The sequence below is a fragment of the Arthrobacter sp. ISL-48 genome, from assembly GCF_018613805.1.
Taxonomy (GTDB): domain Bacteria; phylum Actinomycetota; class Actinomycetes; order Actinomycetales; family Micrococcaceae; genus Arthrobacter.
In genome coordinates, this window is sequence record NZ_JAGGPL010000025.1 from 1 (window position 1) to 14,701 (window position 14,701).

The window sequence follows — 14,701 nt, forward strand, 5'->3', positions numbered from 1 at the left end:
GCTCCGGAGGCTTCCCGGGCGGCGACTTCCCGGGACAGGACCGCGGCGAGGTATTCCTCATGGGTCCAGCCGTTGTCGCGGGCCTGGTCCCCGAGCCGGGCTGCTGCTTCCCGGATCCGGGGTGCCTTCATCGCCCGGGAGTAGTACTCGATCTGTCCGACGGTTTCCTTGGCTTCGGTCATCAGGCGACCTGCCCGTCATCGAGAACGACGTTGAAGGCCCGGTCGTAGTCCGCCAGATCCCGCAGCCCGGCCGAGTCTGCGGCCGGCGCAGGGTTCTGGAAAGCCTTCCGCAAGGTCCGGGCGGCCTCGACATGGTCCGGGTCGGTGATCGTCGCCCCGGTTCCCCAGGACCGGGGGTGGTTTCCGACGGATCTGCCATCCAGGGTGATTGTGACGGTTTCCAGGTCTGCGGTGACGTCGACGAACCTGCCAATGGCCTGCGGGTGGACGGAGTAGTCGTTGGATCCCATCCGGACGTAGTAGTCCCGAGGGAGCCGGACGCGGGTCGCGAATCCCGTCACGGGCGGAACCGGCGGCAGCCCGAGCATCGAAGCCTTGTCCGGACCGATCAGCTCAGCGGGCCGGGCCCCGGTGCGCCGGACCAGTCGGGCATTGGCCATGGGCAGCCACTCTCCGAGCTGGGAGTTGAAGTCAGACGGGGACTCGAAGGTCCGGCCGGGCAAGAACGAGGTCTCCAGGAACTGATTGGCCCGCTCCACCACGCCCTTGCTCTCCGGGTCGTAGGGTTTCACCTGCACGATCCTGGTCGCGAGGACGCCGGCGAATGCAGCCACTCCCGCGGCGTAGCTGTTCCGCCGCCCGATGCCGGTCTCGTTGTCCCAGATCAGCCGCCGCGGAACGGCGCCCAGGGACCCGATCAGTTCCCACATGCCAGCCAGCAGATCCCCGGTCATCCGCGACGGGATCATCCTGGCCATGATGAACCGCGAATGCGAAGACACCATCACCAACACGGGCAAAACCCTGGGCTTACCGGTCCCGACAGGTATCCGTATTTCGGGGAACCATAGGTCGCACTGCGCCTGATCGCCCGGTTCGTAACTGATCCGATCAGCAGGATCAGCAGGGGCATACTCGGGCCGGATCCTAGCCACGTTCTCCCGGAACCACGCCGGTGACCCGGACCAGCCCACCCGCTCCGCCAGCACCGTCGCCGGCATCCGCGGGTTCTCCTTCAACAGCGCACGGATAGCCGGTTCCGCGGCTTTGATCCCGGAGTCCTGCGGCACACGGACGTAGGTCGGTGGACCGTCCGCGCTGACCGCTTTCGCGACAGTGTTCCGCGAAATACCCAGCCGCGCCGCTATAGACCTCATCGATTCACCCTCGGCAACATGCAACCGCCGAATAAGCGCCCAATCCTCCACTGTGATCACCCACCCAATCGTTTGGAATAGGTGGCTCAGTTTTCAACCATCACAATGGCTCACTTTTCGACCGTCACCGACAATTGGCTCTTGTCGTCGATGAGCAGCCGGACTGCTAACTGGGGCCCAACCACCCCCTCCTGTCGCCGCAGCCGTGGATGCGAAACTCCTACTGGACAATGCTGAGGTGAGCGTCCGTCAGTTGAGTGCTGTTTTGTGCATGCGGGAACTGACCGGCATCGCGACGCCGTGACCGCTCTTGCCAAAGACACCAGCCACAGGGTCCGCATCACGTTAGCCGAGGGAGCTATTCGCGCCGCCACACACCCACCCTGGTTGGAAGATATTATCGACGCCCTTCGAAATGACAACCGACACAGCTCCGGACGGCTGCCGGCGGCCTGGCCGTTAGCTGACCGCGAATGACCCCGAACCGACCCTTTGGAACCTATGGGGCCAGTGGTCGGGCATCGCGGCAACCGCTTTGGATGATGCTCTCGTCTGTCAGGTCCGTGCCTTCAGCCGAGGCGAGCCCTCCGGTGTGTCCGGGCCGCATGGCCACTGCACGACGGAAATATGTCCTCCGACTTTGTGGCCCCTGTCTTGTCAGCTTGAATGGCATGAGATCCGACCGAGGGACTTGTTGGGTCCCTGACTCCGAGAATCCTGTGCCGTAGTCGGACGAGTTGACAGTCGGCAAAGTGCGCCGACCCACGGAACCAAGGGCCGGCAGAGATCCGCTAGGTGGTATGAGTCGCAATCCTGAACGTCTGCTCGCAACCAGTGCACTCTCATATGGAGGCGACTAACGCCTACGGCAGGTCGAGCTTATCCGCCGGGCGGTGACAGGCACGGTAGGGTGAGCACGAACTTGATGGACGTAATCCAACCGAAGTAATCCAACCGAAGGACCCCAATGGAACGAATCATTGTTAATGACGCTGGCAAGCCTTGGTTCGCAGTCGAGGTCCAGGGGCCTGAAAGCCCCCTTCGCGGCGCTCACGAAGCTATCAGCAATGCTGTCGTGGGCATAGCAGACGTCGGCAGCGTTATTGCAAAGTCCTGTACAGACATCATGGGGGCGCTGAAGGCCGAACTGTCCGGTGTGCTCCCGGACGAAGTGGAATTGAGCTTCGGTGTCAGCCTAGGCGGTGAAGCAAGCCTGCCTCTGATTAGCAAGGCATCTAGTGAAGCAACATTCACGGTCAGGGTTTGCTGGAAGCCCGACACTGGTAACTAAGCTCTTCAATTTCATTCAGAGTTACCAGATGCAGCGCTGCAGCCCCGTATGACTGGTCTTTGGCGTGGTAACTTAGTCAGATGGCAGTCACCAAGCTTGGCGCGGCAGAACGAGCACTCATCGAACTTGCGCGCGTAGCGCTGACCAACGACGCTGACGGGCTACACCAGTTGTGTCGCAGATTTGTTAGGAGGCCGCCCACCGAAACCTCCGCTGCTCCTGAATTCAAAGCCGAACTGGCTGCTGTACTGGCTGCCTCACCGAAAAACCACACAAGTCCGCTACGCAACGACCCTGCACAGGAAGCTAGGCCGGCTGAACTAGTAGATAACGAAGTTAGCTGGGTTCAATACCCGCAATTGGAGAGAGCCCCGATCTATTCAGCAGAACTCGCTGACGCCGTAGCCTCCCTCGTGAACGAACATGAAACGCCGGAACGTCTGATCTCGTTCGGTCTCTCGCCGTCCAGGGCGGTGCTCTTCACCGGGCCCCCCGGCGTCGGGAAAACCCTGACGGCGTCCTACATCGCCTCACAACTGAAATTGCCCCTAATCACCCTCAACCTGGCATCTCTGATGTCAAGCTTTATGGGCCGCACGGGACAAAACCTGCAGGACATCGTAACCAAGGCCCGGCAACAACCGTGCGTGCTGTTCCTTGACGAATTCGACGCACTGGCCAAGAGCCGCGACGACAACTCAGACGTCGGCGAAGTGAAACGTCTTGTGAACGTCGTCCTTCAGCAGCTTGACCAGTGGCCACACGGCAGTCTTCTCATTGCGGCCACCAACCATCCTAAGCTTCTAGATCCCGCGGTGCACAGACGGTTCGACATTACGGTCAAGTTCAAGCTGCCTGAATACGATGAGCGACTCAGTTATATTCGTGGCAATCAAATCGTTCGTCAAGCAAACATGTCCGACGAAGCGACCAGAATGCTTGCCCTAATAAGTGAGGGATGGTCACCGGCTGAGATCCAGAACTGGATCAACCGCACGGCCAGACACGCAATCGTAAACTCTGATGCGAAGATCATAGACCACGATTCGGTTGATATGACTGATGCACTGCTAAGTAGCGCTAAGGCTCAGGCAAGACTGTGGATCTCATCGTCCATGGAACGGAGAGCTGAGCTTGCACACATCATTGCTGTCGAACTGGGCTGGCCCCAACGGCGTATTGGTGACTGGCTCGGCGTCAGCCATGTGACCGTAGGTAAGGATCTCAATAGAAGTTCCAACAACCAATCAACCAGGGGGACTTAAGTCATGGCAGCCAACTCAGGATCAGGCGGGCGAATCTTCGTCAACGGCGAACTACTTGGCGAACCGGTAGTGCGCGCGAGTGGTGGGGGGCCTAAGTATCACCCTCGAACCTTTAACGAAGCGCGAGCTGTTCTTGCTCCGCAGGTCACAGCGATTAGGAACCAGCTAGCCGATCTGGACCCCGCGCTGCGGGTCAAGAAGGTTGTCATCGAAGCAGATGTTTGGGCGAATTATCTAGCGAATTCTTACTTCCCGAGCAGGCTCATCAACCAGCTTAAATTCGCGCCCCTCGGCTCCAAAGTTATCGACGGAATCCTCAATTTGCCCAGCAGTGGCGAAACGCCAGCGCCGTCAAAATCGTTTCTGCTCGCCGTTGATGAAGCCGATCTCGATGCTCTCCAAGAGCTTCTCCGGACCGGCGGCAACACTAAGGCCCTTCAAGGTGCGGCGGACGAACTCCGCCAATTCACAACGTTCCGTCTCGCGGAAGCTCATACCAACGATTCCGATGGCCTGGTGGCCGCCGAACTGTGCCCCTACGAAGCCGTTCTCCACCCCGATCCCGACCACACCACCCCTCACGCCCGAGCCGCCGCCTCGAACGCTGTACTGACAAAGTTTACGGCGCTCGTTGAATCTGTGGGTGGCCGCGTGCACTCTGAGCACAACGACACCGTTGACGGACTAACGTTCGTCGCGGTGGACATCCCCCCTGGTCAATTGGCTGCGGTCACCGCATTCAACCCGCTGAGAACAATCTCACCTACGCCGAGAATCGAAACGCTGTCCGGACACGACGAAACCATCGCCCCGAGTGAAGCTGTCCCGACCGGCAAAAAGTCCGACAGAAATATTCCGGAAGTACTCGTTTTTGATGGCGGAGTTGACGCCACAACGCCCTTCTTCAAAGATTCTGTCACCGCGATCGACCTCACGGGGAAAGGAATCACAGCTGGAGATGCTGCCCACGGGAGCGCTGTGACGGCTGCCGTACTCTATGGCGACCTCGGACAAGGACAAGCGATACCAGCTCCTGCTGCGAACATCACCCACTACCAGATATTCCCGGGGCCCAAAGAGGACGCGACCGAATACCCTTGGATTCTCCGCCAAATCCGAGAACAGGTCACTAAGTCCGAGGCCCGAATAGTCAACCTCAGCCTTGGCCCGAGGGTCGCCACAGAGGACAACGAGCCACACAGGTGGACAGCGGTACTTGACAAGATCGCCTACGAAAGGGGCGTACTATTCGTTACGGCCGCAGGAAACAACGGCGAAAAAGACGCTTCGAGCGGGTTGAACCGCGTCCAAGTGCCTGGCGACATGGTCAACGGGCTCTGCGTGGGAGCCTGTGACAATCCCGAGGGCAACCTCTCATGGAGGGCCGCGGCTTACTCAGGGCGAGGGCCGGGCAGACCGGGAGCCCGCGTTCAGCCCGGAGTAGTTACCCATGGAGGCACACGCGACGACCCGTTCGGTCGCCTCAGAGCTAATGGCGAAATCCACTACGACGGTTTTGGTACAAGTTATGCCGCGCCTCTGGCCACTAACGTGCTCGCCCGACTAGTGCCCGAACTTGGTCCCCTTGCCGATGCGCCAACGCTGCGTGCCTTGGCCGCGCATTTTGCGGAAAATATCGATAAGCACGACGTCGTCGAAGTCGGGCACGGACGCCTCACGAACGACGTCGAGAATCTGCTGAACTGTACCGCGGACGAGGCAACGACGATCTACCAAGGGCTCCTAGGTCGCGATGAGGTGCTCGGATTCCAGCTGCCATACCCGGAATCAGCGAACTCCGGCACATTCGATCTCCGTTGGACGCTGGCCTTTACGTCTGCCACGGACAGTGCCGAAGCTGGCGAATACACTAACGCAGGCCTCGAAGCGAAATTCCGGCCGCACGCGTCCCGGTATCCACTTCGCCGAAAGAACCCAGTCACCGGCAAACATGAAACAAAGGTCAGACACGTCCGGAAGGACAGCAAGGAAATTGGTGACATGGTCGCTCTTGGCTGGATTCCTGGACCGAATCCCGCTACCAGACAGCCCAAGAACAACTCAGCCAAAGAACAGACTCGCCGGGATCAGGGCAAATGGGAATCGTTGTGGCGGGCCGAAGATGCGCTCCAAGCTTCATCGCTGGAACATCCCCGCATTGATATCAGTCATGTCACTCGCGAAGGCGGACGCATTACAAGCGACACCGAGGACATCGAATTCACACTTGTAGTAACAGTCAAATCGAGGAAGAACCTTCCGGTGTACTCGGAGGTTGCAAGCCAGTTCACAGTTCTGGCACCCCTGCCGACGGTAATTCCCGTCGAGGTGGAAGCTGAAATTGAAAACGAGGTGGAGGTCGACTTGTAGCCGACGGAGGGCCTGACCTTCGGGTACTTCCCATACTCCCATGAGCGGTACTCCGCCGGCGTGCCAAGGTCCGGCCGGAGGTATTTTTAACGTCTCCCCCATTGCCCCTGTGGCCCGAGGTAACTATTCGGGAGCGCTCCACAGGAGTCTTTTAGAAGCAAGAATGGCCACCTCGCGCGCATGAAGGCGCGGATGGGCCTTCCTCCGATGATCCTTTACGGCGTCATCGGAGCTCGACGCAGGGACGCCCCCGCATCATTTCTTGGAGGACGTAGATGCGGGGGCGTTCGTGGGTACGCGCGATTTGGAGGTTGCGCGTGCTGAACCGACGGGTTGACGCCGAAGCCTACGGCTCGTCTGACTGACATTTCGCCGAGAAAACGTTGCAGTCGACAGCTTGTTGGGGCGCCTCGAACGTGCGCGCATGAGCTGCCGTAGTGTTATCCATCGTAAGACTAGCGACGATATTAGGGGCACTCGCAGATGGCATTCGACTTCGGTACACTCGCACTCGGCGGGGCACTGTCCACAATTACCGATCCGGAGGCGCTGTTCGACGCTCTTCCCAACAAAGCTGACGGTTACGGCTACTTGCGGGCGGTGCAAAGTGACGTGCTGGAAGCTTGGCGTGCGCGCAGGGAAAGTCGCGACCTGGTGATCAAAACGAATACAGGCGGCGGCAAGACGATCGTCGGACTTCTGATTCTCCAATGCTCCCTGAATGAGGGCAGGGGGCCGGCTATGTACATCACCGCAGATGCTCATCTGGCAAGTCAGGTGAGGAAGGAGGCGGAATCGCTGGGACTGGCCGTGTCAGACTCGCCGGACGATGAACGCTTCCTTGCCGCGGAGGCCATCCTCGTCGTGTCCATCGGAGTTCTGATTAACGGCAAGACGCGCTTTGGAATGGAAGGCAGCACCAGCGGCCGCCAGCCTGTCGCGGTTGGCAGTGTTGTCATCGATGACGCCCATGCAGCCGTCACGGAGCTGGAAAGCAAGTCAACCCTCCGCGTCCCTTCCGGTCACGACGCCTACGAGAAGATAATGGACCTCTTCCTCGATGACCTTGAAGCGCAAAGTAGCGCCACCCTGCTGGATATCGCGTCCGGAGAGCACGCTGCAGTGATGAGGATACCGTTCTGGTCCTGGCGGAAGAAGCGGAGTCAGGTGCTTGAAGCCCTGCACCCTCACAGGACTGAGAAAGCCTTCGAGTGGGCATGGCCCTTGCTGGCCGATGAACTGGAGTTGTGTCAGGCTGCCGTAACGTCCGACGGTATCGAGATCAAGCCGCAGTGTCCCCCGATCCAGAAGTTTCCCAGTTTCGCCGAGGCTCAAAGGCGTGTGTACCTCACGGCTACCCTCGCCGAGGACAGCATTCTCATCACGCATTTCGACGCAGACGCTGCCAGCGTCGCCGAACCGGTCGTGCCGGCTTCGGCGACTGATTTGGGGGACCGTCTTATTCTTGCCCCCATGTCCCTGAACCCGCGTATCCAGCACGCACAGGTGCGGGAGATGGCCGCCGGACTCGCCGACCGACACAACGTTGTAGTGCTCGTCCCGAGCCACGCCCGTGCGGAGGAGTGGGCTGACGTCGCTACGGCCACCGTCAGCACTATGGATGAAATTGGTCAGCAGGTACAGCGCCTCAAATCCGGCCACGTAGGGATCGTGGTTATCGTCAACCGGTATGACGGCATTGACCTTCCCGGCGATGCTTGTCGCGTTCTGATCATCGACGGCATTCCCCAGGTCTATACCGGGATCGAAAGGCGAGAAGCAGCGGCACTGCGCAAGAGCCGGGCGATGACATCCAGACAGGTTCAGCGCGTTGAACAGGGCATGGGTCGGGGGGTCCGCAGCCGCGACGACCGGTGCGCTGTCGTCATCTTGGGCGCCGGCCTGACACGCCTGTTGGCAAGCGCTGACGCAGCCAGCCAGCTTTCCCCGGCCACGCGGGCACAACTCGCAATGTCGCGCACTGTTTCGACAGGCATGAACGGAGCGGGCGCCGACGACGTTGTCTCAGTGATCGAACAAGTAGTTTCCGGGGACCAAAAGTTTCGGGAGGCGTCTCGTGGCGCTCTTAAGGGCGTGGTCTACGGTCCGGCGACCATCGACCCTGCTGCTCGCCATCTGAGAGATGCCTACAACGCGGCGGTGCGTGGCGATGCCCGTGCGGCTGTCACACATGCCGAGGCGGCCGTGGCCGCTGCCCACGCAATTGGCGACGCAAGGTACGCCGGATGGTTGTCGGAGACTTTGGCTGGGTACACCGATGCCGTCGATTCGGCCAAAGCGCAGGCCGATCTTGCTGATGGACGAATTCACAACATGGGGATACTCCGGCCGATTACCGGGGCTGCCTATCAGCCCATAAAAGCGGCCACAGCCCAGTCCGACGCGTCCCGTGACTACCTCCGTGACAACTACGCTAACGGGGCGGAGCTGATCCTGGGCGCGCAAGCCATCCTGGACGACCTGACATGGAACACCACTCGAACCACCGAAGCGGAAATGGCCTTGGCTGATCTGGCACCGCACCTGGGCATCAGCAGCCAGCGACCAGAGGATGAACACGGCGTAGGACCTGACGCCCTATGGGCACTTGGCAACCATACTTATGCGGTGATTGAAGCGAAGACCGGCGCCCAAGGCGACACGATCTTCAAGAAGGATATTAATCAGCTCGCCGGCTCGGTGAACTGGTGCCGGAGTCAATATGGGGCGGACGCGGTGATTATCCCCGTCATGGTGCACCGAAAAACCCTTGTCGAGCGGACCGGGACGGCGCCGGCGGGGACGAAGATCGTCGACGCTGAGGGGTTGAAGGCGCTAAAGGCGGCACTCACTTCGTTCCACCTGGCCCTCGGTGACGACTACCGCAACAGCACGACGATCACGGCGCAATTGGCTGCGAACATGCTGACTGCCGATCAGATCTTCGGGAGCGATTCGCCTTTCTGCAAGCCAACGCGGATGCAGCGGTGAAGCTTCACTGAGGTCCGGGGGCGGCGTCACTGGCGCCGCCCCTGGAAGGCAGGGGAGGAGAACGTTGCCGATGGTCAAATCCGCGGGCTGGTGAACTCGCACTTCGTCGTCGAGTTCTGACGCAAGTCGCCCCTTGATATCCATCAAATCTAAACAATCTAAACGCGTCTAAAAGTGGACTCAGTTCCGCCGCGCACTTGGCCTGAAGCCGGTGATCGCCGGACTCTCGTCTCCGAACAATCTTTCGCCTCAGCTCCCTGATCCGTTGCTGACTGTGGCTCGGGGTTGTCGTCGTCCGCTGGGCTGGTTCATTCGGTCGGAAATGGTGTGTGGTTGGGTCGCCTCACTGATAGTTGGCCGTCTCCAACGCCTTCCGCTGTCAACGACCAAGAGTTTCAAGGGTGAGCACTTCAGGCGGTTTCGAGATTTCCGGGGTCGAACCAGATGCCCAGATCTGAGAACTCTTTTGGTGTTCTGGATTTGGTCTTTGCAATCCACCGCTCGCTGGGCGCAGAAACTGACGTGGCGATCCATTCGCGGCGCAGCGGAGGAGGGTTGGTCCATTCGGGACGCGGGATTCCTGCCTTGTCGCATTCTCGTCCAATTACGACGGCCAGTAGAGTGTCCCATTCGGTTGATCCGGTGGTGCGCGGCTTCTTTAGGGCGTCTGGCCATTGTTCGGGGGTTGGGCGCCGGAAGTTGGTTACGGCCCTGGCGAGCATCCGAAATGCGAAGTCGACGTCTCCCCGTTCAAGCTCGGCTCCGATGGCCACTGCGGACTCCTGGGCGCTGAACTGGTACTCGGCTGGTCGGTTCACCATAGCCGAGGGCGTTCGTGCATCTCGTTTTTGTTCCTGGTGGCCACGGGGCCGAAGGGCGTACCAGCGGGGGCGATTACGTCGCCGAGCAGCGACTCAGCTCGGAATGTCTCTTCCGTCTTCATAACGGTGTCGCCCCGCTGCAGGCTGAGGAAGCCGTCATGGTTTTGCTCGGACATGGAAGAGCGCATCTAGAGAGTGATGGCGAAGGAGGACCCGACGGGCGAAATAGTGCTGGAAACGTGACGCACCAGCCACGTCGTGATTGGTGGGCGCGCTGGTTGCAGCCCAGGAGGATAACTTATCCTGTTGCCTGCATCGCGTGGGTTGGTTACGTAAGTGTTCGGTTGGAATCGAGGGGTCAGCTCCAACCGGAGCAATAGCGGGTCTGGTCGCATCCGGTTGACCTGACTAGTCGAACTGGGCGAAGAGATGGAATGGGGTGCCGTCAGGGTCAATGACGTCTCCGAGGAGACGCTCGGCGCGAAAGACTTCCTCTATTTTTAGGACGGTGTTGCCCCGGTAGACCTTGATGACGCGGTCGTAGTTTTGTTCGGTCATGGCGGCGTATTTTCGAAGCGACAACCCCAATTCCCGCAACCGGGTGAGGATTCGGTGGGAGAAGTAGTGCTGCAGATGGGCCGCGCTAGCGAGTTCCCGGTCGGCCACGAGTTCCCGGGCTGGCCAGCGGATGTGTTCGACCTTGCCGAACTCGTGCGGATTGTCGGCGTAGTTACGCGGAATATAGCGAGGAAGGCTCATAGGACCACAGGGCATAAGAAAAACAACATGCAGACCATGCTAGCCTGATCGACAGGGTTTATAAATACCTCTGTATAGTATTACACACTTTTGACGGCTTGTCAACCGCTGTGTAGCAATGATTTCCTCTTCCGAAAGGACTATCCACCCATGAATAGCCGCCTCAGGGCGGTGCCGGAAACCCAAAAAGCCCCCATATTGACAATGCGTTGGCGCGCATTGTCTGGAGGCCCTGAGTTAAGCGTCTTTTTTGGTGACGTTTTTAATGCTACCGGCTTCGGCCTTGGTACGCAACGTGTGGATCCCGTGCGCCCTCATATAGCCCTAAATCCCTCCTTGTTCAGCCCCACGTCTGAAGCCTCGCGTTCGGTCTGCTGCCTGCAGCACAGTCGGCAGACAAAGCCCACATTCGCTGGTCGGAGGCACACATGAAGCCAACGGCCGAGGTAATCGCCGCGTATGAGCCAAAGCCTGGCAGGGTGCCTTCGCGTGTGTGGGCCGCTATCGGTCCGTTTGTGAGGGAAGTGGCCGGATGCCTTGGGTACATGGCCCCCGACACGATGAGGAATTACATCCACGCCATTGCCTATTTCGTGTTCTGGGCGCACGAACAGGGGGTGTTGCTCGACGTTGAGATCGTTTTCACCCCGTCCCGGGTGGAGCGGTACGTTCAGACCTCAACCGCTCATTTGGTCCCCAGCTCACGTGCCACACGCCGTGCCGCTCTGGCCAGGGTAGGGCGGGAGGTTACGCGCAGGGCGCCATGGCCGACACCGGGGATGAGATTTCAGATGCACCAGCTTCAGCCGCCATATTCGACGGAGGAAACTGACGGGTATCTGCAGATGGCCTCACAGCAGTCCACACCGTTCAAGCGGCGGGTAGCGACCGCTCAGTTGGCTCTTGGGCTGGGTGGAGGTTTGCAAGCCCAGGAATACCTGAGCGTGGGGAACGAAAACCTGGTTCTGCACGGAGACATCTTCATGTTGGACATTCCGGGGTCCAGGGCACGGAAGGTTCCCCTGCATCAGCGCTACGCGGATCTTCTCCTTGACATCGGCGAGAAGCATCCCGGTGAGCCCTTCATAGCTCCGTTGACGGAGGCCAAGCCGTCAGACCGGCTGGATCGGGTGCTGCGCCTTCCCGAGTATCCGAGAGTCTGGCGCCCCACGACCAACAGGTTGCGCACGACATGGCTGGTGAGGATGCTGCGCAGCGGCTGCAATTTATCCGAAGTGCATTACATGTCCGGCCTCCAAGGCACCAAATCCCTCATAGAGCTCCTGCCATACATCGAATTCAGAGACGTGCACGACTGGTTTGCAGAGGCGGCGGCTTTTCATGACTGAACCCATTAATGTCCGGAACATGAAGGTCGCACCCCCGGAATCTCCCACTCAGTTGTTCCTGTCGACCGTTGAATTGGGGAACCGGATCCAGTTCCCTGAGCGGGTTACCAAATGGGAAGGAACCCGATCCGGACGCAAACGACACGTTCCATTCAGAGCCCTTGTCATCGGTGCGATCTATCACGCCCGACTTCGCCAGCCTCAACACCTGCATTGGACAGCGATCGCCCAGGAAATCGAGCTTCTCAGCAAAGACCAAAAGGAGAACATACGCGTAATCGGCAATCCCACACACAAGAATGTCTGGACTACAGGCAAGCGGCTCATGAGTCTGCTGCTCGACAGTCCGGCTGAACAGGGGTTGCGGATAGATCCGGCAACAGGGGAAATCCTTGACGACGCCCCGGCCGGCAACAAGAGAACGTTCGACTTTGACGCCTTCCTCAACCTGATCATCGACGCAGCAATACCCAACAGCCTGCCGTCGCCGACCGGGCTTGCCATCGACGGCACCGGCGTCGAGGCGTACGCCGTCCGACGATGGAAGAGCAAAAGACCACAAGCGGAACCAGGAGAGAAAAAGAAACCGCAGAACAGGTCCACCAAACCAAGTGCCGGCCAAACTCAAGAATGGACCTCAGCGGACCCGGATGCGCGCTTGGGTAAGAAGACTGCGACCGAGAACCATCCGAAGGAGATGTTCTTCGGCTACGAAGCCCACTTCGGTGTTGATGCCTACCCCAAAGGTACGGTCGATGCGCCTCGTGTCATCAGATCGTTCGTTCTCGTCCCCGCAGGGTCAAGCCGGGCCGCCGCCGGTCTGGCGGGTCTGGACATCGTGAAAGAGGTCGCCGGTAAGGAATACCGTCTCAAGACGGTCTACGCTGACCGCGGCTACTCCATGCTGAAAGCCGACAACTGGCAACTTCCCCTGTGGAGCCGAAACATTCGTCAGGTCTGTGACCTCGCCCAAAACCAGCGCACAACCCGACCCAGCCCTCACCACGGGACAATCTACATCGACGGCGGACTCTTCACCTCCGCCATCCCGAAAACTCTCATTGAACTTGACTCGCCCACAGCCCCTAACCTCAACAAAGAAGAAAAAGACAAACGAGCCAAGCTCTACGACGAGCGAACCCAATTCGCATACCACCCCCACGGTGCCCGCAACCCGGAAAACGGCCACCAACGATTCAAAGGACCCGCCACCGCAAGCAAACTCAGCTGCCCCAACAACGAACTATCCATGCGGCTCGGCAATGAATACCAGGAAACGAACTGCACCCTCGGAGAACCCTGCGGATGTTCCGGGACCATCACCCTCACACCCGACGAGCATGCCCGAGAGTCACAATGGCCCCTGTTCGGAACCACGAACTGGATGAAACTCTACGGGGCGCGTAACGCCGTGGAATCATTCAACGCCGACGTGAGAACGAACAAGCTCAGCTGGCGGCGAGGCTACGTCAAGACGTTCACCCGGCCTGGCACCGCTTTCCTCCTCGCCATATCCCTTGCAGCACTGAACATCCGCATCGTGCGCGACTGGTGTTTCAAGCGAAGGATGCAGAACATGTGGGGAGGCGAGACGTGGGACTTCGGCCCTGAACCAAAGCAAACCCGCGAACGCCGAACCAAAACCATCGACGACCGGAATAGCGACTAACAGCACCTGTCGTGTCACGACCCCGGCGCACCGCGCGTCGGGGTCATTGGCGTGCCCGCAATCGAGTTCGGGGCGCCGCAGGATCTGAAATTCGTATAACGCTACACGCCTGACCCGACGAATCAGCCAACAGATGGGCCAGGAACGCAGCCTTGAACGACGAATTCCCCCGGGCAAAAAGCAGCGGGGGAATTCGTCATCACTGGCAGGGGTAAAAGGTAATACCCCCGTGGCGGTGACGGTGGGATTTGAACCCACGTTGGCTTTGACACCAAACAACATTTCGAGTGTTGCACCTTCGGCCGCTCGGACACGTCACCAACCTGACTAGGCTACCGGAGCATCGTCGCCATCCCAAAACCGCGGGCTGCCCTTCACGCATTTTCGGGCGCGACAGAGGCGACGATCCATGCTGCAGCGTGAGCCCGGCGGAGATCATCCGGCAGCACAACGGGATCAGTCATTAATGTCAGAGCCTCGCGGGATGCTTTGGGTATGGGAAGCAGGGCGGCAGTGGAGGCGTTGGAGGCCATTGAGGCTTCCGTTGCTGCGCTTGCTGTTTTTGTCCGCGGCGCCTCTGGCAGCCTCGGCTCCACTGGTCCTGACCCGCTGCGGGATCAGGCTGATGCGTGCCTGGAAGGGCTGGCCGAGGTGACCCGGGCGGAAGCCGGCATGGCCGCCTTGAAAGTGCACCTAGCGGCCGGGTACGCCGGCGCGGCAGAAGCCATCGCAGCGCCGCCCGGGTCCCCGCAGGAGAACACGGCCCAGGAGATGGCGGTAGTCGCGGAAGTCGCGTGTGTGCTGACGGTCAGTCAGCGCGCCGCGGTGGCGCGGCTGACACAATCAC

General features: G+C 59.8%; 10 protein-coding genes, 1 tRNA gene and 2 pseudogenes. 7 read left to right on the top strand and 6 right to left on the bottom strand.

The features are described 5' to 3' along the window. Both J7E83_RS19725 and istA read right to left on the bottom strand, forming a co-directional pair. A pseudogene (locus J7E83_RS19725) lies at nucleotides 1–182 on the bottom strand (DNA replication protein); the annotation flags it as partial. Further along, nucleotides 182–1,399 carry an IS21 family transposase gene (istA, locus tag J7E83_RS19730; RefSeq protein ID WP_214965604.1) on the bottom strand — a complete coding sequence of 406 codons (1,218 nt, stop codon included), beginning with the start codon at nucleotides 1,397–1,399 and terminating at the stop codon, nucleotides 182–184. The pseudogene J7E83_RS19725 and the gene istA, both read right to left, overlap by 1 nt. A 907-nt stretch (nucleotides 1,400–2,306) precedes the next feature. On the opposite strand from istA, the gene J7E83_RS19735 reads away from it, so the two are divergent. The 4 genes from J7E83_RS19735 to J7E83_RS19750 all read left to right on the top strand — a co-directional run bounded on the left by J7E83_RS19735 (nucleotide 2,307) and on the right by J7E83_RS19750 (nucleotide 9,256). Next, complete coding sequence (locus J7E83_RS19735; RefSeq protein ID WP_214965606.1) at nucleotides 2,307–2,630, top strand: CU044_2847 family protein; 324 nt, start codon at nucleotides 2,307–2,309, stop codon at nucleotides 2,628–2,630. Between the two features lie 80 nt (nucleotides 2,631–2,710). Beyond that, nucleotides 2,711–3,895, top strand: coding sequence for an AAA family ATPase (locus tag J7E83_RS19740; RefSeq protein ID WP_214965608.1), 1,185 nt, complete (start codon nucleotides 2,711–2,713; stop codon nucleotides 3,893–3,895). A 3-nt stretch (nucleotides 3,896–3,898) separates the two neighbouring features. Then, on the top strand, nucleotides 3,899–6,265 hold the full coding sequence (locus J7E83_RS19745) for a S8 family peptidase (RefSeq protein ID WP_214965610.1): 2,367 nt from the start codon (nucleotides 3,899–3,901) through the stop codon (nucleotides 6,263–6,265). Between the two features lie 483 nt (nucleotides 6,266–6,748). Next, nucleotides 6,749–9,256 (top strand): helicase C-terminal domain-containing protein, encoded by a 2,508-nt coding sequence (locus J7E83_RS19750; protein WP_214965612.1) that lies wholly within the window; start codon nucleotides 6,749–6,751, stop codon nucleotides 9,254–9,256. Between the two features lie 410 nt (nucleotides 9,257–9,666). On the opposite strand, the gene J7E83_RS19755 is transcribed toward J7E83_RS19750, so the two are convergent. The 3 genes from J7E83_RS19755 to J7E83_RS19765 form a co-directional block, all read right to left on the bottom strand. Further along, nucleotides 9,667–10,077: a hypothetical protein gene (locus tag J7E83_RS19755; RefSeq protein ID WP_214965614.1), complete on the bottom strand. Its 411-nt coding sequence runs from the start codon at nucleotides 10,075–10,077 to the stop codon at nucleotides 9,667–9,669. Further along, nucleotides 10,071–10,253, bottom strand: coding sequence for a hypothetical protein (locus J7E83_RS19760; protein WP_214965616.1), 183 nt, complete (start codon nucleotides 10,251–10,253; stop codon nucleotides 10,071–10,073). Before J7E83_RS19760 ends, J7E83_RS19755 begins: the two co-directional genes overlap by 7 nt. 232 nt (nucleotides 10,254–10,485) lie before the next feature. Further along, on the bottom strand, nucleotides 10,486–10,836 hold the full coding sequence (locus J7E83_RS19765; RefSeq protein ID WP_214965618.1) for a hypothetical protein: 351 nt from the start codon (nucleotides 10,834–10,836) through the stop codon (nucleotides 10,486–10,488). Between the two features lie 428 nt (nucleotides 10,837–11,264). Here J7E83_RS19765 and J7E83_RS19770 point away from each other — a divergent pair, with 428 nt between their 5' ends. Further along, complete coding sequence (locus J7E83_RS19770; RefSeq protein WP_214965620.1) at nucleotides 11,265–12,185, top strand: hypothetical protein; 921 nt, start codon at nucleotides 11,265–11,267, stop codon at nucleotides 12,183–12,185. Nucleotides 12,186–12,510: 325 nt separating this feature from the next. Further along, nucleotides 12,511–13,854 (top strand): hypothetical protein, encoded by a 1,344-nt coding sequence (locus J7E83_RS19775; RefSeq protein WP_214965622.1) that lies wholly within the window; start codon nucleotides 12,511–12,513, stop codon nucleotides 13,852–13,854. Nucleotides 13,855–14,084: 230 nt separating this feature from the next. Here the strand turns inward: J7E83_RS19775 and J7E83_RS19780 are convergent. After that, nucleotides 14,085–14,174: transfer RNA gene (locus tag J7E83_RS19780), tRNA-Ser, on the bottom strand. A gap of 175 nt (nucleotides 14,175–14,349) precedes the next feature. Here J7E83_RS19780 and J7E83_RS19785 point away from each other — a divergent pair. Then, a pseudogene (locus tag J7E83_RS19785) lies at nucleotides 14,350–14,701 on the top strand (endonuclease); the annotation flags it as partial.